Source organism: Streptomyces mashuensis, from assembly GCF_014654785.1.
In the GTDB taxonomy this organism is placed as follows: Bacteria; Actinomycetota; Actinomycetes; order Streptomycetales; family Streptomycetaceae; genus Streptomyces; species Streptomyces mashuensis.
The window spans coordinates 431803-454358 of record NZ_BNBD01000005.1 but is presented as its reverse complement, the minus strand read 5'-3'; the positions used below and the strand labels follow the sequence as shown (position 1 = coordinate 454358).

The 22556-nt window shown below is 72.4% G+C and carries 23 protein-coding genes; 13 read left to right on the top strand and 10 right to left on the bottom strand.

The genetic code is table 11. The annotated features are described in order from the left end of the window. Window positions 1-13: 13 nt before the first annotated feature. The 3 genes from deoC to IE305_RS16345 are packed head-to-tail and all read left to right on the top strand — an operon-like array spanning window position 14 to window position 3266. Window positions 14-955: a deoxyribose-phosphate aldolase gene (gene deoC / locus IE305_RS16355; RefSeq protein ID WP_373311654.1), complete on the top strand. Its 942-nt coding sequence runs from the start codon at window positions 14-16 to the stop codon at window positions 953-955. A 3-nt stretch (window positions 956-958) separates the two neighbouring features. After that, window positions 959-2389 (top strand): aldehyde dehydrogenase family protein, encoded by a 1431-nt coding sequence (locus IE305_RS16350; RefSeq protein ID WP_190130291.1) that lies wholly within the window; start codon window positions 959-961, stop codon window positions 2387-2389. Next, entirely contained in the window at window positions 2382-3266 is an 885-nt protein-coding gene (locus tag IE305_RS16345) for an aldehyde dehydrogenase family protein (protein ID WP_190130290.1), read from the top strand. Before IE305_RS16350 ends, IE305_RS16345 begins: the two co-directional genes overlap by 8 nt. A gap of 78 nt (window positions 3267-3344) precedes the next feature. On the opposite strand, the gene IE305_RS16340 is transcribed toward IE305_RS16345, so the two are convergent. Then, window positions 3345-3809 carry a hypothetical protein gene (locus tag IE305_RS16340; protein WP_190130289.1) on the bottom strand — a complete coding sequence of 155 codons (465 nt, stop codon included), beginning with the start codon at window positions 3807-3809 and terminating at the stop codon, window positions 3345-3347. Between the two features lie 149 nt (window positions 3810-3958). On the opposite strand from IE305_RS16340, the gene IE305_RS16335 reads away from it, so the two are divergent. Continuing rightward, complete coding sequence (locus IE305_RS16335; RefSeq protein ID WP_190130288.1) at window positions 3959-4630, top strand: uridine kinase family protein; 672 nt, start codon at window positions 3959-3961, stop codon at window positions 4628-4630. A gap of 207 nt (window positions 4631-4837) precedes the next feature. Here the strand turns inward: IE305_RS16335 and IE305_RS16330 are convergent, their stop codons facing one another. Next, complete coding sequence (locus tag IE305_RS16330; RefSeq protein ID WP_190130287.1) at window positions 4838-5623, bottom strand: SigE family RNA polymerase sigma factor; 786 nt, start codon at window positions 5621-5623, stop codon at window positions 4838-4840. A gap of 207 nt (window positions 5624-5830) precedes the next feature. Between IE305_RS16330 and afsQ1 the strand changes: the two genes are divergently transcribed. From afsQ1 to IE305_RS16305, 5 genes are all read left to right on the top strand, one after another. Beyond that, window positions 5831-6505, top strand: a complete 675-nt coding sequence (gene afsQ1, locus IE305_RS16325) for a two-component system response regulator AfsQ1 (protein WP_190130286.1) — start codon at window positions 5831-5833, stop codon at window positions 6503-6505. 120 nt (window positions 6506-6625) lie between these two features. Next, on the top strand, window positions 6626-8134 hold the full coding sequence (locus IE305_RS16320) for an ATP-binding protein (RefSeq protein ID WP_229891063.1): 1509 nt from the start codon (window positions 6626-6628) through the stop codon (window positions 8132-8134). Beyond that, window positions 8131-8763 (top strand): hypothetical protein, encoded by a 633-nt coding sequence (locus IE305_RS16315; protein ID WP_229891029.1) that lies wholly within the window; start codon window positions 8131-8133, stop codon window positions 8761-8763. The genes IE305_RS16320 and IE305_RS16315 overlap by 4 nt, the downstream gene beginning before the upstream one ends. A gap of 54 nt (window positions 8764-8817) precedes the next feature. After that, window positions 8818-9402, top strand: coding sequence for a VanZ family protein (locus IE305_RS16310; protein ID WP_190130284.1), 585 nt, complete (start codon window positions 8818-8820; stop codon window positions 9400-9402). Between the two features lie 70 nt (window positions 9403-9472). Next, window positions 9473-9682: a PspC domain-containing protein gene (locus tag IE305_RS16305; protein ID WP_190130283.1), complete on the top strand. Its 210-nt coding sequence runs from the start codon at window positions 9473-9475 to the stop codon at window positions 9680-9682. A gap of 80 nt (window positions 9683-9762) precedes the next feature. Here the strand turns inward: IE305_RS16305 and IE305_RS16300 are convergent, their stop codons facing one another. Both IE305_RS16300 and IE305_RS16295 read right to left on the bottom strand, forming a co-directional pair. Beyond that, window positions 9763-10185 carry a hypothetical protein gene (locus IE305_RS16300; protein WP_190130282.1) on the bottom strand — a complete coding sequence of 141 codons (423 nt, stop codon included), beginning with the start codon at window positions 10183-10185 and terminating at the stop codon, window positions 9763-9765. A gap of 169 nt (window positions 10186-10354) precedes the next feature. Then, on the bottom strand, window positions 10355-11518 hold the full coding sequence (locus IE305_RS16295) for an adenosine deaminase (RefSeq protein ID WP_190130281.1): 1164 nt from the start codon (window positions 11516-11518) through the stop codon (window positions 10355-10357). Between the two features lie 104 nt (window positions 11519-11622). Here IE305_RS16295 and IE305_RS16290 point away from each other — a divergent pair, with 104 nt between their 5' ends. Continuing rightward, entirely contained in the window at window positions 11623-12423 is an 801-nt protein-coding gene (locus IE305_RS16290; protein ID WP_373311648.1) for an alpha/beta hydrolase, read from the top strand. A gap of 22 nt (window positions 12424-12445) precedes the next feature. On the opposite strand, the gene IE305_RS16285 is transcribed toward IE305_RS16290, so the two are convergent. Beyond that, complete coding sequence (locus IE305_RS16285) at window positions 12446-13447, bottom strand: LysR family transcriptional regulator (protein ID WP_373311652.1); 1002 nt, start codon at window positions 13445-13447, stop codon at window positions 12446-12448. 66 nt (window positions 13448-13513) lie between these two features. Between IE305_RS16285 and IE305_RS16280 the strand changes: the two genes are divergently transcribed. Then, window positions 13514-14827, top strand: a complete 1314-nt coding sequence (locus IE305_RS16280) for an MFS transporter (protein WP_190130279.1) — start codon at window positions 13514-13516, stop codon at window positions 14825-14827. A gap of 50 nt (window positions 14828-14877) precedes the next feature. On the opposite strand, the gene IE305_RS16275 is transcribed toward IE305_RS16280, so the two are convergent. From IE305_RS16275 to IE305_RS16255, 5 genes are all read right to left on the bottom strand, one after another. Then, the gene (locus IE305_RS16275; RefSeq protein WP_190130278.1) at window positions 14878-16014 is read right to left on the bottom strand and encodes a HEAT repeat domain-containing protein; all 1137 of its coding nucleotides are present in this window, start codon (window positions 16012-16014) and stop codon (window positions 14878-14880) included. Beyond that, the gene (locus tag IE305_RS16270) at window positions 16011-16640 is read right to left on the bottom strand and encodes a DUF4291 domain-containing protein (RefSeq protein WP_229891060.1); all 630 of its coding nucleotides are present in this window, start codon (window positions 16638-16640) and stop codon (window positions 16011-16013) included. Before IE305_RS16270 ends, IE305_RS16275 begins: the two co-directional genes overlap by 4 nt. Before the next feature lie 65 nt (window positions 16641-16705). Further along, window positions 16706-17302 (bottom strand): Uma2 family endonuclease, encoded by a 597-nt coding sequence (locus tag IE305_RS16265; RefSeq protein ID WP_229891027.1) that lies wholly within the window; start codon window positions 17300-17302, stop codon window positions 16706-16708. 109 nt (window positions 17303-17411) lie between these two features. Then, entirely contained in the window at window positions 17412-18503 is a 1092-nt protein-coding gene (locus IE305_RS16260; RefSeq protein WP_190130277.1) for an endonuclease/exonuclease/phosphatase family protein, read from the bottom strand. Between the two features lie 93 nt (window positions 18504-18596). After that, window positions 18597-19262, bottom strand: coding sequence for a DUF4097 family beta strand repeat-containing protein (locus IE305_RS16255; RefSeq protein WP_190130276.1), 666 nt, complete (start codon window positions 19260-19262; stop codon window positions 18597-18599). Window positions 19263-19510: 248 nt separating this feature from the next. Between IE305_RS16255 and IE305_RS16250 the strand changes: the two genes are divergently transcribed. Then, window positions 19511-20230 carry a GbsR/MarR family transcriptional regulator gene (locus tag IE305_RS16250; RefSeq protein ID WP_190130275.1) on the top strand — a complete coding sequence of 240 codons (720 nt, stop codon included), beginning with the start codon at window positions 19511-19513 and terminating at the stop codon, window positions 20228-20230. A gap of 187 nt (window positions 20231-20417) precedes the next feature. Beyond that, window positions 20418-22538 carry a SpoIIE family protein phosphatase gene (locus tag IE305_RS16245; RefSeq protein ID WP_190130274.1) on the top strand — a complete coding sequence of 707 codons (2121 nt, stop codon included), beginning with the start codon at window positions 20418-20420 and terminating at the stop codon, window positions 22536-22538. Window positions 22539-22556 lie beyond the last annotated feature (18 nt).

Here is a 22556-nt window from a genome sequence, read left to right as displayed (position 1 = left end):
GCGACTGGCGTCGATGGCGGACGTGACCGCCTCCGACGGCGCGCTGCGCCGCTTCCTGCACGGCCTCCCGGGCGTCGACCCGGTCGGGCTGGAGGGCCGCGCCGCCGCGCTCGGCACCCGCTCGATCAAGACGACGGCGAAGGCGTACGCCATCGACCTGGCGATCTCCATGATCGACCTGACGACCCTCGAGGGCGCGGACACCCCGGGCAAGGTCCGGGCGCTGTGCGCCAAGGCCCTCAACCCGGACCCGACGGACCGCGGCACCCCGCGCACCGCCGCCGTCTGCGTCTACCCCGACATGGTGGCCACCGCGGCCGAGGCCGTGCGCGGCTCGGACGTGAAGGTCGCGTCCGTCGCCACCGCCTTCCCCGCGGGCCGTGCGGCCCTGCCGGTGAAGCTGGCCGACACCAAGGACGCCGTCGCGGCCGGTGCCCACGAGATCGACATGGTGATCGACCGGGGCGCCTTCCTGGCCGGGCACTACCTGAAGGTCTACGAGGAGATCAAGGCCGTCAAGGACGCCTGCCGCCGCGAGGACGGCACGGCTGCCCGCCTGAAGGTCATCTTCGAGACCGGCGAGCTGTCGACGTACGACAACATCCGCCGCGCCTCCTGGCTGGGCATGCTCGCCGGGGCCGACTTCATCAAGACCTCCACCGGCAAGGTGGCCGTCAACGCCACCCCCGCCAACACGCTGCTCATGCTGGAGGCCGTGCGTGATTTCCACGCGCTGACCGGCGTGCAGGTCGGCGTGAAGCCCGCCGGCGGCATCCGTACCACCAAGGACGCCCTGAAGTTCCTCGTGCTGGTCAACGAGACCGTCGGCGAGCAGTGGCTGACCAACGAATGGTTCCGGTTCGGTGCCTCCAGCCTCCTCAACGACCTGCTGATGCAGCGGCAGAAGCTGAGCACCGGGCGTTACTCCGGCCCCGACTACGTGACGGTGGACTGACCCATGGCCTTTGACTACGCACCCGCGCCCGAGTCGCGTTCGGTCGTCGACATCGCCCCCTCCTACGGGCTGTTCATCGACGGCGAGTTCCGCGAGGCGTCCGACGGGAAGGTCTTCAAGACCGTTTCCCCCTCGACCGAGGAGGTTCTCTCCGAGGTCGCCCAGGCGTCCGCCGACGACGTCGACACCGCCGTGAAGGCCGCGCGCAAGGCGTTCGAGAAGTGGTCGGCGCTGCCCGGTTCCGAGCGCGCCAAGTACCTGTTCCGCATCGCGCGGATCATCCAGGAGCGCTCCCGCGAGCTCGCCGTCCTGGAGACGCTCGACAACGGCAAGCCGATCAAGGAGACCCGCGACGCGGACCTCCCGCTGGTCGCCGCGCACTTCTTCTACTACGCGGGCTGGGCCGACAAGCTGGAGCACGCCGGCTTCGGGCCGGACCCGAAGCCGCTGGGCGTCGCCGGCCAGGTCATCCCGTGGAACTTCCCGCTGCTGATGCTCGCGTGGAAGATCGCCCCGGCGCTGGCCGCGGGCAACACCGTCGTGCTGAAGCCCGCCGAGACCACCCCCCTCTCGGCGCTGTTCTTCGCCGACATCTGCCGCCAGGCCGGCCTGCCGAAGGGTGTCGTCAACATCCTCACCGGCGACGGCTCGACCGGTGCCGCGCTCGTCGCGCACGACGGCATCGACAAGGTCGCCTTCACCGGCTCCACCGCCGTCGGCAAGCAGATCGCCCGTACCGTCGCCGGCACGGACAAGAAGCTGACGCTGGAGCTCGGCGGCAAGGGCGCCAACATCGTCTTCGACGACGCGCCGATCGACCAGGCCGTCGAGGGGATCATCAACGGCATCTTCTTCAACCAGGGCCAGGTCTGCTGCGCGGGCTCGCGCCTCCTGGTGCAGGAGTCGGTCCAGGACGAGCTGCTGGACGCCCTGAAGCGCCGGATGTCCACGCTGCGCGTGGGCGACCCGCTGGACAAGAACACCGACGTCGGTGCCATCAACTCCGCCGAGCAGCTGGCCCGCATCACCGAGCTGGCCGACAGCGGCGTCGCCGAGGGCGCCGAGCGCTGGGCGCCGGCGTGCGAGCTGCCGGAGAACGGCTACTGGTTCGCCCCGACGCTGTTCACGGGCGTCTCGCAGGCGCACCGCATCGCCCGCGAGGAGATCTTCGGCCCGGTGCTGTCCGTGCTGACGTTCCGCACGCCGGGCGAGGCCGTCGCCAAGGCCAACAACAGCCAGTACGGGCTGTCGGCGGGCATCTGGACGGAGAAGGGCTCGCGCATGCTGGCGGTCGCCGACAAGCTGCGTGCGGGCGTCGTCTGGGCCAACACGTTCAACAAGTTCGATCCCACGTCGCCCTTCGGTGGGTACAAGGAGTCCGGTTTCGGGCGCGAGGGCGGTCGTCACGGTCTGGAGGCCTACCTCGATGTCTGATCGGCTCAGTGTTCTCAAGACCTACAAGCTGTTCGTCGGGGGCAAGTTCCCCCGGTCCGAGAGCGGGCGGGTGTACGAGGTGACCGACTCCAAGGGCAACTGGCTCGCCAACGCCCCGCTGTCCTCCCGCAAGGACGCGCGGGACGCCGTCGTCGCGGCCCGCAAGGCGTTCGGCGCCTGGTCCGGTGCGACCGCGTACAACCGTGGCCAGGTCCTCTACCGCGTCGCCGAGATGCTGGAGGGCCGCCGGGACCAGTTCGTGGCCGAGGTCGCGGACGCCGAGGGGCTGTCGAAGGCCAAGGCCGCCGCGCAGGTGGACGCCGCGATCGACCGCTGGGTCTGGTACGCGGGCTGGACCGACAAGATCGCCCAGATCGCCGGGGGCACCAACCCCGTCGCCGGGCCGTTCTTCAACGTCTCCTCGCCCGAGCCGACCGGTGTGGTGGCCGTCGTGGCGCCGCAGGAGTCGTCGTTCCTGGGCCTGGTCTCCGTGATCGCCCCGGTGATCGCCGGTGGTAACGCGGTCGTCGTGGTGGCCTCGGAGAAGGCGCCGCTGCCCGCCCTGTCGCTGGGCGAGGTGCTGGCCACGTCGGACGTGCCCGGCGGTGTCGTGAACATCCTGTCGGGCCGGGCGGCGGAGATCTTCCCGTCGCTGGCCGCGCACCAGGACGTCAACGCGGTCGACCTGGCCGGTGCCGGTGCCGAGCTGGCGAAGGAGCTCGAGGTCGCCGCCGCGGACAACCTCAAGCGCGTCGTCCGTCCACAGCCTGTGGACTGGTCCGCCGACCCGGGCACGAAGCGCCTGATGGCGTTCCTGGAGACGAAGACCGTGTGGCACCCCACCGGTTCGCTGGGCGCCGGCGGCTCGTCGTACTGACGGCTTCCGCCCCCTGACGCACGCACGGCGGCTCCCCTTCCGGGGAGCCGCCGTCGTCGTCCCGCGGCCGGCCCGTAATCAGCGGGCGTTCAGAGACAGGGGGCCCAGGGCGGCCGGGGCCGCAGCGGGGGCGCCGGCCGGGGTCGTGCCGCCGGGCAGGACGCCCAGCGCCTGGCCCGCCACCGGGAGGTCCTGCACCTGGCCCCGGTCGGTGACCGGCGCGGTGACCAGCCGGGTGCCCACCGGCTTGAAGTTGGAGACCTGGGTGCTGGCGCCGTTGTCCAGCGGGTCGACGCCCGTGGCCGCGAGCGGGTGGTACTTGAACGACTTGACCACCGGGGACAGGCCCTCGACCGACTTCTCCAGCGCGATGCCGGTGCCCTCGAAGGCCGCCCCGACGTCCGTGCGGCCCAGCGTCGCGCTCGGCACCTGGGGGCTGGCGTGGGCTTCGGCGGCGCCGGCGGCGGCGAGCGCCGCGCCCGCCGAGACGGTCAGCCCGAGGCGGGCGACGGTGCGGCGGAGCCGCGGCGAAGGGGAGGACACGGGACGTGCGTGTCGTGCGTGGGAGGCCATGATCACCTGCCGTGAGAAGGGACGGATCGACAACGCAACGTAGTGGAACGACCACGCACCGCGCACGCCCCGACCCAGGGGGCTCCCCCGTCCGGCCCAATGCCTCACACTGGTGTTCCGTGACTTCCCTCCTGCCCTCCGCGCGCGTCGTCCTGCTGACCGGTCCGTCCGGTTCCGGCAAGTCGTCCCTGGCCGCCCGCACCGGCCTGCCCGTGCTCAACCTCGACGACTTCTACAAGGAGGGGCACGACCCGACGCTGCCGCTGCTCGCCGACGGCAGCGCCACGGACTGGGACTCGCCGCTCTCCTGGGACGCCGAGGCGGCCGTGGCCGCGATCGACTCGCTGTGCCGCACGGCCCGCGCCCAAGTGCCGCTGTACGACATCTCCACCAGCTCGCGCGTGGGCGAGACGCTGCTCGACATCGGCCGCACGCCCGTGTTCGTCGCCGAGGGCGTCTTCGCCGCCGACATCATCGACGCCTGCCGCGACCTCGGTCACCTCGCCGACGCCCTGTGCCTGCGCGGCCGGCCGTCCACCACGTTCCGCCGGCGCCTGCTGCGCGACCTGCGCGAGGCGCGCAAGCCGGTGCCCACGCTCGTACGGCGCGGACTGCGGCTGATGCGCGCCGAGCGCGACATCGTGGCCCGGCAGACGGCGCTGGGCGCCTTCGCGTGCGGCCAGGAGACGGCCATGGGCCGCATCGCGGCGGCGGCCGCCGGGCACCGCGAGACGGTGCCGGCCCGGCCCGCGGCCGCCCGGCCGGTGCCGGAGGCCAACGTCCCCGCCTGACGCCCGGAAGGCACCCCGGGTCTGTGGGAACAGCACGACAGCGCGGGTGCGACCGTCCCCCCGACGGCCGCACCCGCGCTGCTTTCCCCCGTAAGTCCCCCCGTTGTTTCCCCCGTTTTCCCCCCGTTTCCCCCGTAGGGTCCCCCCGCGATTCCCCCGTGCTCCCCCGTTTTCCCCCCGTTTTTCCTTCCTGGCGGGACCGGCCGGCTACGCGACCAGTTCGCCGAAGGACTCCCGTACGCCCCGGCCCGAGCCGATGGCCTCGTCCTCGCGCAGCCGGCGCAGCGAGCGCCAGATGCTGCTCTTGACCGTGCCGACGCTGATGCCGAGGATCTCGGCGATCTCCGGGTCGGTGCGGCCCTCGTAGTAGCGCAGCACCAGCATCGTGCGCTGGAGTTCCGGCAGCCGGGCGAGCGCCTGCCACAGCACGGCGCGCAGCTCGGTGCCGCGCATCGCGTCCTGCTCGCCGGGCGTCTCCGGCAGTTCCTCGGTCGGGTACTCGTTGAGCTTCCGCCGGCGCCAGGCGCTGATGTGCAGGTTGGTCATGGTGCGGCGCAGGTAGCCGCCGACGGCCGCCTTGTCGCTGATCCGGTCCCAGGCGCGGTAGGTCGAGAACAGCGCGCTCTGCAGCAGGTCCTCGGCCTCGTGCCGGTCGCCGGTCAGGTGGTACGCGGTCGCGTACAGGGAGGCCCGGCGCTCCTGGACGTAGGCGGTGAACGCGGCTTCGCGCTCGGCCTCCGCCGTCCGCGCCGCCGGCGACGCCGTCAGGGCGTCCCCGGCGCGCTCCCCCGTCGCCCCGGAGGCGTCCCCCACGCCTCCTGCGGGCTCCCCGTACGCGATCGCGTCGATCGCCACCATGTACGGCGGCCTACCGCGTCCGGTGCCGCGAGCGCACCCCCGCCCGCCCACGGCACCGGACTTCTCGTTGCTCCGGCCGGTTTCGTGCAGACGCGTGCGAACAGCGCTGTTCGTGATCGTGTGCAGTGTGTTCATCTCGCGCCCCCCGTCGGTGGAGCCAGTTCGGTCCGTCAGTGGTCCGGACCTCGCTACTGCCCGGTGGAACACCAGCCTGGCGGGCCAGTTTCATGGCGCTGTCCGCCGACTGTCACAGCCGTGCAACAGGCCGCGGCGGCGTGCCGGGGGGCCGCGGGGACGTGCGGCTGTCGAACGACCGGGCCGACTTGGGCCAGAATGGCCAGCGTGCCTTTCCTGTTGCTGATCGAGGACGACGACGCCATCCGCACGGCGCTCGAATTCTCCCTGTCCCGCCAGGGTCACCGTGTGGTGACCGCGGCGACGGGTGAGGACGGGCTGAAGATGCTGCGCGAGCAGCGGCCGGACCTGATCGTGCTGGACGTGATGCTGCCGGGCATCGACGGCTTCGAGGTGTGCCGCCGCATCCGGCGGACGGACCAGCTGCCGATCATCCTGCTCACGGCCCGCAACGACGACATCGACGTGGTGGTGGGCCTGGAGTCGGGCGCCGACGACTACGTGGTGAAGCCGGTGCAGGGCCGGGTGCTGGACGCCCGTATCCGGGCGGTGCTGCGCCGGGGCGAGCGGGAGTCGAGCGATTCGGCGACGTTCGGTTCGCTGGTCATCGACCGGTCGGCGATGACGGTGACGAAGAACGGCAAGGACCTCCAGCTGACGCCGACGGAGCTGCGGCTGCTGCTGGAGCTGAGCCGCCGGCCTGGGCAGGCGCTGTCGCGGCAGCAGCTGCTGCGGCTGGTGTGGGAGCACGACTACCTGGGCGACTCGCGCCTGGTGGACGCCTGTGTGCAGCGGCTGCGGGCGAAGGTGGAGGACGTGCCGTCCTCGCCGACGCTGATCCGTACGGTGCGGGGCGTGGGCTACCGTCTCGACGCGCCGTAGTGACGCGCGGCCGGTCTTTGCCGGTCCTGTGACACGACCGAGATCGATGACGAGGACTGAGAGAGCGCAGTGACAGAAGAGCCCGGTCGGGTGCGGGGCTGGGCGGCGGCGGCGAACGTCATGCGGGTCGGCATGCGGCGCATCAGCCTGCGGCTGCGGCTGATGCTGGTCTTCGCGCTGGTCGCCCTGGCCGCCGCGGTGTCCGCGTCCGCGATCGCGTACTGGCTCAACCGGGACGCGGTGCTGACCCGGACGCAGAACGCCGCCCTCGCCGACTTCCGCAAGTCGCTGCAGGACAACACCGGTTCGCTGCCGGTGATCCCGACCTGCCCGGAGCTCCAGGAGGCCGCGGACCGGATGGCGGCCACCTCGCAGAAGTACGAGGTGCTGCTGGTGGGCCGGGTGCGGGACGGCAAGGAGTGCGCGGCGCCCTCGGACCGCGACCTGTTCACGTTGCGGGTGGTGCCGTCGTCGCTGGTGACGGCGGTGGAGCGGGAGCGGAAGGTCGACGAGTCGAACCCGTACCCGTACCACCTGTACTGGCAGCGGATCACGCTGGGCGGCAAGCCGTACCTGGTGGGCGGTGCGAAGGTGATCGGCGGCGGGCCGACGGGCTATCTGCTGAAGTCGCTGGAGAACGAGCGCGCCGACCTCAACTCGCTGGCGTGGTCGCTGGGGATCGCCACGGGCCTGGCGCTGATCGGTTCGGCGCTGCTGGCGCAGGCGGCGGCGTCGACGGTGCTGCGGCCCGTGCAGCGGCTGGGCGACGCGGCGCGCCGGCTGGGCGAGGGGAAGCTCGACACGCGGCTCCAGGTGTCCGGCACGGACGAGCTGGCCGATCTGTCGCGGACGTTCAACCGGACCGCGGAGTCGCTGGAGAAGCGGGTGGAGGAGCTGTCGGCGCGGGAGGCGTCCAGCCGCCGGTTCGTGGCCGACATGTCGCACGAGCTGCGCACCCCGCTGACCGCGATCACCGCGGTGACGGAGGTGCTGGAGGACGAGGCGGACAACCTCGACCCGATGATCGCGCCCGCGGTGCAGCTCGTGGTGAGCGAGACCCGCCGCCTGAACGACCTGGTGGAGAACCTGATGGAGGTCACCCGCTTCGACGCGGGCACGGCCCGGCTGGTGCTGGACGACGTGGACATCGCCGACCAGATCACGGCGTGCATCGATGCGCGTGCGTGGCTGGACGCGGTGGAGCTGGACGCGGAGCGCGGCATCATGGCGCGGCTGGACCCGCGCCGGCTGGACGTGATCCTGGCCAACCTGATCGGGAACGCGCTCAAGCACGGCGGTTCCCCGGTGCGGGTGTCGGTGCGGGCCGGTGAGGACGAGGTGGAGATCGCGGTGCGCGACCACGGGCCGGGCATCCCGGAGGACGTGCTGCCGCACGTCTTCGACCGGTTCTACAAGGCCAGCGCGTCGCGGCCGCGGTCGGAGGGCAGCGGTCTGGGCCTGTCCATCGCACTGGAGAACGCCCACATCCACGGGGGTGAGATCACGGCCGCCAACTCGCCCGAGGGCGGTGCCGTCTTCACGCTGACCCTGCCGCGCGACGCCTCGGCGCTCACGCGTGGCGGTGCGCAGGACGGCGCGGGCACCCGGGCCGAGGGGGGCGAGCGGTGAACGGGGCCTTGAGAGTCGCCCGCCGGGCCGTGGTGGTGGCGGCGGGGCTGCTGGTGCTGTCGGGTACGGCGGCGGGGTGCGGGATCCGGGGCACGGCGGTGCCGGTGGACGCGGGCAGCGCGCCGTCCCGGGCGACGTGCGTGGTGCGGCAGGGGGCGCAGACCGCGCCGCCCGAGGGGTCGGTGTCCCTGTCCGTGCAGCTGCTGTGCGCCTCGCAGCTGCTGCCGGTGACGCGTACGGTCGCGCTGCCGGGCGACGAGGACCCGGCGGGTGCGGCGCGAGCGCTGCTGGACGAGCTGAAGCGGCAGCCGTCGCCGCTGGAGGACGACGCGGGGTTCTCGACGGACGTGCCGCAGCGGCTGTCGGTGTCGGGGCCGCGCCCGGGTGACCCTGCGGGGACGCTGCGGCTGAGCGTGACGCCGGACGAGTTGCCGGCGCCGGGGCTGGCACAGGTGGTGTGCACGTTCGCGGGGACGGCGGCGGCCGGTGGCCGGAGCACGGTGGTGCTGGCGGGACCGGGTGACGAGAGGCCGGACCGGCCGCGGAGCTACGGGTGCGGGGACGAGGCGCGGGCGCGTCCGGAGTCGGTGCGGGGCAGCGGTACCACCGTCTCTGACAACGCGCGCTGACTCTCTGTGCCCGGACGCGGAACCGCGCGCCCCGCGCGCCGCGTCCTGGGGGGCGTGCAGCGTCATGGCTATGGCGGTACGCCCGCCCTCCGATACCGCTACCGCGTGGCGGGCTGTGTCCTCCTGGCCGTTCATCTCCTGGTCCTGGGCTGGCTGGCCCTGCGGCCGCTGACCGCACCGTGGGTGACCGCCGCGCATCTGGAGCCGCTGGCGACGATCCGTGCGGACCTGGCGCTGGGGCCGTGGGAGGCGGCGCGGTCGATAGGGGCGGGGGTGCTGCCGTTCGCGCCGCTGGGGGTGCTGCTGCCGTGGGCGGGGGGCCGGGTGGCGGCGTCGGTGCCGGTGTCGCTGGCGCGGACGGTGTTCACGGCGGCGATGCTGTCGCTGGCGCTCCAGGTGGTGCAGAGCGGTGTGGTGGGGCAGGTCCTGGACGTGGACGGGCTGCTGCTGAACGTGAGCGGGGTGGCGCTGGCGCACCTGTCGGTGGTGCCGGCGGTGCGGGCCCGGATCCGTCGCAGGGCCGAGGCGGGACCTACGCGGCCCCTCCGCCGGGAGGAGGCGGAGCCCTTCCTCACCCCGACGATCCCCAGGGTCGGAATGGCACCGTGGAGTGACGTTCTGCCCGGTTCGCGACCGTAGCGTGGTGGATGTGCGCACGACCTGCGTACATCCGTTCTTCCGCTTCGGCAATCGGCAAGGAGTCGTCGCCATGTCCGCTCCCCTGGTCCGTCCCCGTCACCACAGGATGATCGCCGGCGTCTGCGCGGGTCTGGCCGAGCGCTTCGGCACCTCGCGGACGACGATGCGGGTGATCTTCCTGGTGTCGTGTCTGCTGCCCGGCCCGCAGTTCCTGCTCTACCTGGCGCTGTGGATCCTGCTGCCGTCGGAGGGCGGCAAGCGGGCCGCGTCCTCCTGGTGAGGTGGCTTCGGGTACGCGTACGGGCCGTGTCCCCCGGGGGACGCGGCCCGTACGCGTCGTGACCGACCGCTCTGGCGTTGTCAGTGCTGCACGCTGTTGTTCATTCCCAGGTTGGGGATGGAGAGGCCGTTGGGTGCGATGGCCTTGGTGGGCAGGCCGCCGAGGAGGCCGGCATTGCCCTTGTTGTCGGTGGGGGCGCCGGTGAGCTTCCGGGTGGGGCTGCTCGCCAGCTTCTCGAGGGGCAGGTGCGGGCCGAGCGCCATGTCGGCGGCGCCGGCGGCCTGCTCCAGCATGCCGGACTTCATCGCGCGCGCTCCGGCCTGCAGGACGGGGCCACCCGGGGCCAGGCTCGCGGTCTCCTCCAGCGGGAGGCCCTTGGCCGCGCCGGTCGCGGTGGTGGTGAGGTTCTGCAGGGTTCCGGCGGAGGCGGTACCCGCCCCGGCGATCGCGAGGGCGGCACCGGCGGCGGCGACACCGAGGGCCTTGAGAGATGCCTGCTTCATCTGGACCTGTCCTCATGACGGGAGGTGGATGACGCGCAACGTAGCCACGAGGAGGGCGGCCCGCAATCGCCGACACGGCCGGGCCCGGGGGCCCGGCCGTTGCCCAGGGAATTCACGACTGATGAACCATCAGCCCGAATAGGGGCGGGGCGCGGAAAGGAATCGCTGGTCAGGCGGTTTCCGTCACGGTGTGCCGGAACAGCCATTCCGACTTCAATTCCGCATATCCCGGCTTGATGACATCGTTGATCATTGCCAGACGTTCGTCGAATGGGATGAAGGCGGACTTCATCGCATTGACGGTGAACCACTGCATGTCGTCGAGGGTGTAGCCGAACGCCTTGACCAGGTGCTCGAACTCGCGGCTCATGCTGGTGCCGCTCATCAGACGGTTGTCGGTGTTGACCGTCGCCCGGAAATGCAGTTCGCGGAGCAGCCCGATGGGGTGTTCTTCATACGATGTGGCCGCACCGGTCTGGAGGTTCGAGGTGGGGCACATTTCCAGGGGAATGCGCTTGTCCCGCACGTAGGAGGCGAGCCGGCCGAGCTTCACCGTGCCGTTCTCGGCGATCTCGATGTCGTCGATGATGCGCACGCCGTGGCCGAGCCGGTCGGCGCCGCACCACTGGAGCGCCTGCCAGATCGACGGCAGGCCGAACGCCTCACCGGCGTGAATGGTGAAGTGGTTGTTCTCGCGCTTCAGGTATTCGAAGGCGTCGAGGTGCCGGGTGGGAGGGAAGCCCGCCTCGGCGCCCGCGATGTCGAAGCCGACGACGCCCTGGTCGCGGTAGGTGTTGGCGAGCTCGGCGATCTCCAGGGCACGGGCGGCGTGCCGCATGGCGGTGAGGAGGGCGCCGACGCGGATGCGGTGGCCGTTCTCGCGGGCACGCCGCTCGCCCTCGCGGAAGCCCTCGTTCACGGCCTCGACGACCTGCTCCAGGGTGAGCCCGGCCTCCAGGTGCTGCTCGGGGGCGTAGCGGACCTCGGCGTAGACGACGCCGTCGGCGGCCAGGTCCTCGGCGCACTCGGCGGCCACGCGGACGAGGGCGTCGCGGGTCTGCATGACGGCGCAGGTGTGGGCGAAGGTCTCCAGGTAGCGCTCCAGCGACCCGGAGTCGGCGGCCTCGCGGAACCAGACGCCCAGCTTGTCGGCGTCGGTCTCGGGCAGCTTGTCGTAGCCGGTCGCGGCGGCGAGCTCGATCACGGTGGCCGGGCGGAGGCCGCCGTCCAGGTGGTCGTGGAGCAGCACCTTCGGTGCGCGCCGGATCTGCTCGGGAGTGGGCTGGGAGCTGGGTCGGCTGAGGTCCGTTCCGGAATGGGTCGCACTCGTCATTGCCGCACTCTAGCCCCTACGCGCGTAGACGGAGGGGAACGATACGGAACGGTGACCCGTCGGCGGGGTGGACACCACCCGTCGTTCTGCCATCGTTGTCTGCCATGGCTCTGCAAGCGTCGCAGCAGCGGGATCCAGAGGGCGGGCCGACTCCTCCGGCGGCCTCGCTCCCGGCTCTGGGCCGGCCCCTGGGGGCCGGGCAGGACGGGCGGGCGGTGCACGGCGTGGTGCTGCTGCTCCCGCCGGGCCCGGCGGCGGGGATACGGCCGCCGTCGGCGCTGGCGCTCGCCGGGCAGCGCCCGCTGGCGCGCCGGCTGTGCCGGGCGGGTGCCGCCGAGGGCCTGACGGTGCACGTGGTCCGCTACCGCCACCGCGGCTGGAACGGCGCGTCCGCGCACCCGGTGCGCGACGCCCACTGGGCGGCCGACGAGGTGGTGCGGCGCTACGGCGACGTACCCGTCTGCCTGGCCGGTACGGGCATGGGCGGCCGCGCCGCGCTGCTCGCGGCGGGCCACCAGGCGGTGACGGCGGTCCTGGCGCTGGCCCCCTGGCTCCCCGAGCCGGAGGCGCTGGTGGCCCCGGACCCGGTGCGGCAGCTCGCGGGACGCCGGGTGCTGGTGGTGCACGGCACCAACGACGAGCACACCGACCCCGACCTGTCGTACCGCCTCGCCGAGCGCGCCAAGAAGGCCAACCGCGACGTGTGCCGCTTCGAGGTCCACTCCGACGGCCACGCCCTCCGCCAGCACCGCTCCGAGGTCCAGGCCCTCGCCGCCGACTTCGTCCGCGGCACCCTCCTGGGCCACCCCTTCGCCCGCCCGGTCACCGACGCCCTGGCGGCCCCGCCGCCACTGGGGCTGCGGATGCCGCTGGCGTCGGGGTTCGGGGAGTCGTTGCGGTACTGACGTGCGGTCACCGCACCGCACGTCAGCGGTGCAGCAGCAGTTGACCGCGGCGGGAGAGCAGGAAGCGTTTGAAGGCGGCGACCGGGGGTGTGTCGGGGTGGCCGCCCAGCCAGGCGACGCCTATTTCGCGGACCGCGCGCGGGGCGGTGACCGTCAGTTCCACCACGCCCGGGCGCGGCACCGCCGGCGGGGGCAGCAGGCCCACGCCCAGGCCCGCCGCGACCAGGCCGCGCAAGGTCTCCGGGTCCTCGCCCTCGAACGCGATCTTCGGTGCGAAGCCGGCCTCCGCGCACAGCGCGTCGGTGATGCGGCGCAGGCCGTAGCCCGGTTCGAGGGTGACGAACTGCTCGGCCGCCGCCTCCGCCAGGCGGATGCGCTTCCGCACGGCCAGCGGGTGGTCGTCGGGCACCACCAGGCGCAGCTTCTGCTCGTCGAGGCGGCGCGCGACCAGGTCGGGGGCGTCGGGGACGGGTGAGGTGAGGCAGAGGTCGAGGTCGCCGTGGCGGAGGCGTTCCAGCATGGCCTCGCCGTAGTTCTGGATCAGCTGGAAGCGGACCCGGGGGTGGTCGGCGCGGAAGGCGCGGATGAGTTCGGGTACGGTCTCCGAGCCCATGGTGTGCAGGAAGCCGAACGCGACCTTGCCGGTCGCGGGGTCGGCGTCGGCCCGTACCGACTCGGCGGCGCGGTCCACTTCGGCGAGGGCGCGTTCGACGGAGGCGTGGAACGCACGGCCGGCGGCCGTGAGGGAGACGGTGCGGCCGTGCCGGGCGAACAACGCGACGCCCAGGTCGTCCTCCAGCCGGGCCATCGCCCGGCTCAGCGTCGACTGCGGCATGCCGAGGCTGTGCGCGGCGCGCGTGACGTGCTCGTACCGGGCGACGGCCGCGAACTGCGCGAGGCGGGGCGTGAGCGTCACCGCCCAGGAGCCGGTCTCCAGCTCCTCCGTTGTCGGGACGTCAAAGTTTTCGGTAACACTCCTGTTGCCGCGGCGTGACAACGACCTCTGTGACCTGCGCTCATGCACCACAGGAACGATTATGGCGAGTCCGTGCATTGGACGCATCAGATGCACGGTGCATACGTTCGATGCATGCCTCCCGCCGATATCAAGGCATCCGGCGCCCCGCTGCGCCCGGATGCCTCTGCTCCGTCTGCTCCCTCCGCTCCGTCGTCCCGCGCCTCCGACGACCGCCTCGCGCCCGGCGCCCCCGGCTACCGCCGGATGAGCTTCGCCCTCTTCGCGGCCGGCGTCGCCACCTTCGCGCTCCTCTACTCCACGCAGGCGCTCCTCCCGGCGATCTCCGGCGACCTCGGTGTGACGGCCGATCAGGCCAGCTGGACCGTGTCCGCCGCGACCGGCGGCCTCGCCCTGGCGGTCGTCCCGGTCAGCGCCCTGTCGGAGCGCTTCGGACGGCGGACGACGATGACGGTGGCGCTGTGCGTCGCGGCGTGCGTGGCCCTGCTGGTGCCGCTCGCGCCCACCCTCGGCTGGCTGGTCGCACTGCGCGCCGTGCAGGGCGCGGCCCTGGCGGGCGTGCCGGCGTCGGCGATGGCGTACCTGGCCGAGGAGGTCCGGCCGAAGGCACTGGTCGGCGCGATCGGCCTGTTCGTCGCGGGCAACGCGATCGGCGGCATGTCCGGCCGCATCCTGGCCGGCTGGGTCGCCCAGGCGTGGGGCTGGCGCGCCGGCCTCGCCGCGGTGGGCGCCCTGGCGGTGCTGTGCACGGTGGTGTTCCGGCTGATGGTGCCGCGGGCACGGCACTTCACCCCCGCGACGGTCTCGGCCCGCTCCCTGGGCCGTACGCTCGCCACGCACCTCTCCGACCCGCTGCTGCGCCGCCTGTACGCGCTGGGTGCGCTGTTCATGACGGTGTTCGGCGCGGTGTACACGGTGATCGGCTACCGCCTGGCGGAGGCCCCGTTCTCGCTGCCGCAGGGCGTCGTGGGCTCGATCTTCCTGATCTACCTGGTGGGTACGGTCTCCTCGGCCGCCGCCGGCAAGATCGTCGGCCGCCTGGGCCGGCGCGGCGCGCTGTACATCGCGGTGGGCGCGACGGGCGCGGGCCTGCTGCTGACGCTGTCGGCGTCGCTGCTGTCGGTCCTGCTGGGCCTGGTGCTGATCACGGCGGGCTTCTTCGCGGGCCACGCGGTCGCCTCGTCGGCGGTCAGCCGCACCGCCACCACGGGCCGCGCCCAGGCGTCGGCGCTCTACCAGACCGCGTACTACGTCGGCAGCTCGGTGGGCGGCACGCTCGGCGCGATGGCCTTCCGCTCGGCGGGCTGGGACGGCACGGTGGTCCTGGGCCTGGCCGCGATGGTCGCGGCGGCGTCGATCACGCTGTACGCGACGCGGAAGGCGATCCTGGAGCAGCGGCGGCGTGTGGTGATGACGTCGAAGGCGTGACGTGAGTGACGACGGAGGGCCGGCCCTGGGGGCCGGCCCTCCTTTTGTTGTCAACGGTTGCGGCGGTGTCGCCGGACCTGGTCCATGTCCCAGTAGTACGGCGAGGTCCGGTCGATGGTGCGGTCGAGGGCGTCCAGCAGGTCGTCGCCGCGCGGGTCGTCGCGCAGGGCGAGCCGGATCGCGGCGGTGATGCGTACGGCCTCCTCCGGGTCGGCGAGGCGGGCGGCGAGGGCGTCGGAGGGGGCGGGGTCGTCGGCGGGGGCGTTGAGGAGGGCCCGGCAGGCGGCCTCGCGGACCTGCGCGTCCGTGTCCCGGGTGCAGGCGAGGGCGGCGGCGAGGGCGTCGGCCCGCCCTTGCCGGACCGGCCAGTGCAGGCCGCCGACCGCCGCGGCCCGGACCTGGGCGTCGGCGTGGCGGGTGAGGCCGGGCATCGGCTCCTCGGCGCGGGGCTCCATGGCCTCGGCCAGTCCGGTGGTGAGGGGCCGCAGCACGCGGGGGTCTTCCTCCCGGGCCGCCCAGGGGAGGAAGAGGTCGACGAGGAGGGTGTCGAAGGGGGATTCCTCCTCCTCGCCGCTCTGGTCGTAGAGGTTGATGAGACGCAGCACCTCCGCGCCGAAGCAGCGGGCGAGCGGGTCGGGGTGGTGCTGCAGGGTGGCCGCGGCGTCCAGGACGAGCCGCAGTGCGCGGGGACCCTTGCGTGACGCGGCCGCAACGGTGGTCGCGCCCCACACGGGGTGGTCGACGTCGGGCTCGGTCAGGGCGCGGGCGAGCAGTTCGGCGAAGGGCGTCGCGATGCCGGAGGTCCACTCGAAGTGGGTGAGGAGCGCGGGGTGGGGCCGGGCCAGGGCGAGGGCGTCGCGGCCCTCGCGGTCCCGGGCCCGGGGGTCGGACCCGGCGAAGTGCAGGGCGAGGGCGATGTCGTGGGCGCCGCGGGCGACGGCGCGCAGGAGGGGCGTACGGCCGTCGGCGTCGGCGGCGTTCAAGCCCAGCTCTTCGGCGTCGGCCAGCAACAGCAGGGCGTCGAGGGCCCGCTGGTCGAGGGCGTCCGCGGCCAGGCGCAGGGCGGCAGCGAGGTGCGGGCCGCGCGCGTGCGGGCTGTCGTAGGGCTCCAGGAGGGCGGCCATGGCCGCGGTGTCGCTGGTGCGCACGGCGGCGAGGAGGGGGTGCTCGGGTTCGGCGGAGGTCATGCGCACAGGTGCTGGAGGAGTCCTTCGGTGAGGGGGTACGGCTCTTCGCGCGGCAGCAGTTCGCGCGCCGCGGTGAGGTCGTCGGCGCGGACCAGGTCGTGGATGCGGTGTGCGAGCGGCGTGACGTCGCGGATGGCGACGGTCCATTCGTCGGCGTACCGCCGGGCGGCGTCACCGGCGAGGCCGAGCTGCAACGACCGGTACGGCAGCGGCTGGAGGTGCAGATCGCGTTCGGGGTCCCACTGCACGCGCGCGGGCGCCTCGCGCAACTGCCGCTTCCAGGCGGCGGCGTCGGCGTGCAGCTGCCGGTCGTAGTGCGAGAGGCAGGCGTGCCGCAGGGCCCACTCGAAGCCGTCCCGGGTGATCTCGACGGCGAGGACGGTCTCCTGGTCCTGCTTGGTGGCCCAGCCGCAGCGGTACATCATCCACAGGAAGGACGGCTTGATCCACGTCATCCGGTCCCGCTTCCAGGCGGCCGGGAACCGCCCCTCGGCGGCTGCGGGCCGCCCGATGGCGGGCGCGTACGCCTGGTAGACGGTGACGGTGCCGGCGGTGTGGACGGCGCGTATGCGGTGGGTGGGCTCGGGCGGGGCCGGCAGGTCTTGCAGGTCTGACGGGTCTGGCAGCTCTGGCACGGGTCCAGGGTGCGGGCGGGGGGCGGTTTTGCGCCAGCGAATTACCTGGGAGCGAATTACAGGGGCGCGGGGAAGCCGTCCGTCTCCAGCGTGAAGCCGAAGGGCTCCGGCAGGGGGACGGGGTCGCCGAACTTCCCCGCGTGGAGCAGGCAGTAGACGTCACCCTTGGGCTCGCCGTAGAGCGTGATGGTGGGGCGCCCGGGCGCCCAGCGGTCGACGAGGAGGTAAAGAGGAACTCCGGCTCGGGCGTAGCCTGCGGCCTTCTTGATCCTGTCGTGATGGGCGTTGTCCTTGGAGGTGATCTCGATGACGAGCTCGGCAGCAGCGGCGGGTACGTAATGACCTGAGCTCTCCAGCAGCAGAGCCTCGGGCAGCACCACCAGGTCCGGAACGTACAGTCCGCGCCGCGAAGGTACGGCCAGGACCTGCGTCCGGTAGATCCCCCACTCGTCGGGGATCACCCGGTACAGGCGACGGTGAAGAAGGTTGGCGATGTGGTTGTGGGCGTTGGCGGGTGGGGGTGACACGGTGACGAGCCCCTCGATGACTTCCACCTTGCACCCCTGCGGCCCGTTCGTCTCCTCCCACATGCGGACGAGATCGTCCCAGTCGAGACGGTCTCCCCGGGAGTCGGCGGCGGTGAGTGCGCTCACGGCGGTCTCCTGGCTTCGGCGTCACCAATGCCAGCATGCCGAAGCGTTCCGTGACCGGTCCACCGACCCGGTTAGCCCGAAAGAATGATCGAGGGCAACTGCAGTTCCCTCACAGGTCCAGGTCCGCGTACAGCGAACAGTGGTCGGACGCCTCCGTCGCGCGCGACGTCACCGTCGGGAACGACGTGATGACGCCCGGGGCGTAGATGCCGCGCTGCTCCAGCGTCACGTTCTGCACCTTGCCCCACAGGTCCGGCGAGAACATCAAGTAGTCGATTTTGTTCTCGGGCTTGGCACCGGTGCCGAAGGTGCCGGGCGGGCCCGTGTAGCTGCTGTGGCTCATGGCGTCCCGCAGACCGGTCGCCAGGACGGCCGCCACGCCCGCACTGTCGGGGGTGTCGTTCATGTCACCGGCGACGACGACGTGCGACGAGCGTTCCAGCGCCGCCCGGTAGATCTCCGCGACGCGCTCGCCCTGCCGCTTGCGCTTCTCGTCGCCGCCGCCGAGCTTGCTCTTGAAGTGGTTGCCCAGCAGCCACAGCGAGGGTCCGCCGTCGAACTCGATCTCGTACTCCGGGCAGTCCCGACTGAAGATCGTCTTCCCGTCGGTCTTGTCCTCGTCGAAGATGTGCGAACGGATCGAGACGATGGGCCGCCGGCTCAGTACGCCGACGTCGATGCCACGGATGTCGTTCCCGTCGATGAGCATGTTGAACGGGTAGGGCTTCTCGTGCAGCAGGCCGCCCAGCACGTGGGAGTTGAAGCGGTCCAGCGTCAGCCGGTTCTCCACCTCGACGGTCAGCAGCACGTCCGCGTTCACGGCCGCGACGACGCGGGCGGTGTTCTCCACCGCCGTCCAGTCGAGGTCGCCGTCCACGAGCTCCGCCCAGCCGACCCAGTCGCCCCGGCCGGCCGCACCCACGGTGGTCGTACCGCCCTGCTTCTTGAGGAGCTTGGCGCCACCGCGGGGCTCGTTGAGCACGATCGTGTGGTCCGACGCGTCCGAGCCGACCGCGTGCGCGGCGAGGAGCGCGAGGATCTCCGTCTTGTCGTTCGAGGTGTAGGTGGTGTGGTCGAGGAGCTCGACCAGTTTCCGGAAGTCTTTCAGCACCGTCTGACGCTGTGCCTCGTCCTCGATTCCGTAAGCCACGGGCCGGCGGAAGAGGTTCTCGCAGTTGAAGGTACCGATGCGCATGGTCATGGGGGTTTCCTCCTCCCTTACCACAATTGTCCTGACCATGCGCGGAGGATGTCCAACGGACGGGCCACTCCTGTCGGCCCACTCCTGTCGGCACTACAGGCTGCGGGCGGTGATGTCGCCGTAGGAGGTGGTGGCGCGGATGTCGAGACCGGCGGTCCCGTCGCTCTTGAGGGCGTTGCTGATGCGGCCGTAGGTGGTGCCGGCGTCGAGGGCGGCCGAGACGCCGGCGGCTGCGGCCACCTCGATGTCGCCGGACTGGGTGCGGAGCACGACGGTGCCGCGCACGGCCTCGGCGATCCGGATGTCGCCCCGCGCGGTGCTGATCTCGGCGGGGCCGCCCAGCCGGCCGACCTCGACGTCGCCGTCGGTCGCGGCGAGGCGGAGGCTCGCGGCCTCGTCGACCTTGATGCTGCGGTACGCGCCCTCGAAGACGACGTCACCGAGGCGGCCCACGCCGCGCAGCTCACAAGCGGCGGTCCGCGCCTCGACGTTGGAGCCGGCGGGCAGCTGGACGGTGACCTCCACGGAGCCGGAGGGACCGAACAGCTGGTTCTTGGGCTCGGGGACGCGGATCTGGAGGACGCCGTCGGCGTAGGCGACGGTGGTCTCCTCGGCGGTCCGGACGTCGCGGCTCTTGGCGGGGTTGGCGGGCAGGACCTCGACGGTGGCGTCGGTGCGGTCGGCGGCGATGAGCTGGATGCGGCCGGCGGGGATGTCGAGGACGGCGGAGATGGTGGCGGGGGTGGCGAACTTCTGCATGGTGAGCTCCTGGGGCTTGCGCCGCGTTGTCGCGTCGCGTTGTTTCCGACGAGAGAAAAGCTACGTTGCACTTCACGGTTCCGGCAACAGCAACGTTGCACGGGAATGCCATTTACGCAGCTCAGAGCAGAGAATTCGTTGCAACGAATCGAAAAGCAACGCAACATCACTCACCGCCATCGTTGCAATGAAGTGACGATGAACGCTATCCTGGGGGGAACGGACGCCGGACGACGAAGGAGACCGCGATGCCGGGCGGCAGACTCACCCAGCAGGAACGTCAGCAGATCGCGCTGGGACTGGCCGACGGCCTCGCCTACGCCGAGATCGCCCGCCGCCTCGACCGCCCGACCTCCACGGTCACGCGCGAGGTCATGCGCAACGGCGGCCCCACCGCCTACCGCGCCGACCTGGCCCACCGCGCCACCGAACGCCGCGCCCACCGCCGCAGGCAGGCCACGCCCCGGGGAACGGAGGCGCCCCCGCAGGCGCACGGGCGCGACGCCGAGGCCGTGCGCGAGTACGAGGAGGCGTTCACCACCGTCCTCATGCAGTCGGGCACACCCAAGATGATGGCGCGCGTGCTGGCCTGTCTGTGCATCAGCGACACGGGCAGCCTCACCGCGTCGGAACTCGTCCAGCGCCTCCAGGTCAGCCCGGCGTCCATCTCGAAGGCGGTCGCGTTCCTGGAGAGCCAGGGCCTGGTCCGCCGGGAGCGCGACGAACGCCGCCGCGACCGCTACGTCGTCGACGACGACGTCTGGTACCAGTCGATGATGGCCAGCGTCCGCGGCACGGCCCACGTCGCCGAAACGGCCCGGCGCGGCGTCGGCGTCCTGGGCCAGGGCACTCCGGCCGCCGTCCGCCTGGAGAACATCGCCCGCTTCCTCGACTACGTGTCGGAGAGCATCGCGCGAGCGGCCGACCAGGCCCGGGAGGTCCTCCACACGAAGCCGGGGGCGCCCTAGGCGGCGCCCTGGGCGGCGCCCTAGGGGACGGGCAGGCGGGTCCCGCCGGATGGGCCGCCTGAGGCTGCGCCGGGGCGCGGACCGGGCGAGGCTGGAAGGTGGGCCGGGCGAGGCTGGGAGGTGGGCCGGGCGAGGCTGGGAGGTGAGCCGGGCGAGGCTGCGAGGTGGGCTGGCGAGGAGAAGTGCGATGACCGGTCACTGCGATCAGCCGGGGCCGGCTGATCCTCTGGGCGAGGCGCTGGCGGCGGTCGTGTACCGCACAGGTGCCGCGCACGGGGGTGTCTACCTGCGCGATCCGCGAGAGCCCGTGCTGGTTCTGGCGGTGATGTGCGGGCTGCCGGTGGAGGCGTCGGTACCGTACCGCCGAGTGCTGCTGACCCTGCCGGGCCCGACGGCCGACGCCGTACGGGAGGAGCGCCTGGTGTGGGTGGGGCAACAGGACGACATGGCCCGTCGGTACCCGCGTGCGGCGGCGTACTTCCCCTACCGGATCGGCCTCGCGTCCGCTCTCCTCAAGGGAGCGCGTCACTGCTGGGGTGCGCTGAACCTGGTGTGGCCGGCCGGGCGGTCGGCCCGTCTCGGCATCCGCGAGCGGGAGCGCATCGTCCGCGGCGCCCGGCGCATCGCGCATGCCCTGGACCGTGCCGCCGGCCCACTGGAGATCCCGGAGGAGCCACGCCTCGTCCCCACGTACCGCGCCGCCGCGGAACCGGGGCCTCCGGCGTTCGTGGCGGCCGACGTGCTCGACCGCCTGCCCGTGGGCGCGCTCGCCATGGACGTGGAAGGGCGTATCACGCTCGCCAACCCCGCCGCCGTCCGTCTCCTGGGCCGCTCCGCCGGAGACCTGCTGGGGACGCTGCCGTGGGAGTCACTGCCCTGGGTGAACACCGCCGCGTACGCGGACGCCCACCGCGCCGCGGTGAGCAGCCGCGAGCCGTCCACCCTGACCGTCCTCCGGCCACCGGACCGGTGGCTCGACCTCCGGATCTACCCGGACGAAAGCGGCATCACCCTCCTCATCACTCCCCACGCCTCCGAGGGAGGCCCGCCCCGGCCCGCCGGCCTGCCGTACGCCGGCACGACGTCCGAAGCGGGGATCTACCCGCTGATGCGCCTGGCCGCCGCGCTCACCGAGACCGTGCGGGTGCAGGACGTCGTCGACCAGGTCGCCCACCAGGTCCTGCCCACCTTCGGCGCCCAGGGCATGATCGTGGCAACCATTGAAGCCGACCGCATGCCGGTCGTCGGGCACTGCGGTTTCGCCCCGGAGGTCGTCGAACGGCTCGACAGCCTGCCCACGAACGCCGTCATCAGCCCCGTCGGCCGGTCCCTGGCCACCGGTACCGCCGCCTTCTTCGCCGACCGCACCGAGCTGGCCCGCGCCCACCCCGAGACGCCACCGATCAGCGACAAACAGGCCTGGGCGTTCCTCCCACTGATCACTTCCGGGCGCCCCATCGGCTACTGCCTCCTCGCCTACGACCGGCCCCACACCTTCACCGCCGCCGAACGCTCCCTCCTCACACCGCTGTCGGGGCTCATCGCCCAGGCCCTGGACCGTGCCCGCCTCTACGACGCCAAGCACAACCTCGCCCACGCCCTCCAGCAGACCCTGCTGCCCCAGGCCCTGCCCACGATGGACGGGCTCGACGTCGCCGCCCGCTACCTGCCCTCCAGCCACGGCCTGGACATCGGCGGCGACTTCTACGACCTCATCCGCCTCACCGGCACCACCGCCGCCGCCGTCATCGGCGACGTCCAGGGCCACGACGTGACCGCCGCCGCGCTCATGGGACAAGTACGCACCGCAGTCCACTCCCACGCCACCGCCGGCGCAACCCCCGGCCAGGTCCTCGCCCGCACCGACCGCGACCTGGCCGACCTGGACGCCACCCGGTTCGTCTCCTGCCTCTACGCCCACCTCGACCTGGCCCGCCACGAGGTGACCATCGCCGGCGCCGGCCACCCGCCCCCGATCCTGCGCCGGCCCGGCCACCGGGCCCAGGTCCTGGACATCGACCCAGGCCCGCCTCTCGGCCTCGGCCTCGGCCTGGGAACTCCGTCCTACCCCTCCACCACCCTCGCCCTGCCCGAGGGCGCGCTCCTCACCCTCTACACCGACGGCCTCGTGGAGACCCCCGGCACGGACATCGACCACACCACCGCCGACCTCGCCCAACACCTGTGCGCGTCAAGCGCGCTCCCCCTGCACCAACTCATCGACAACCTCGTCGACCACGCCCGCCCCACGGGCCAGTACACCGACGACATCGCGCTCCTGCTGCTCCAGCCGAAAGCGCGGGCTTGAAGCGGTGTGCGCCATGAT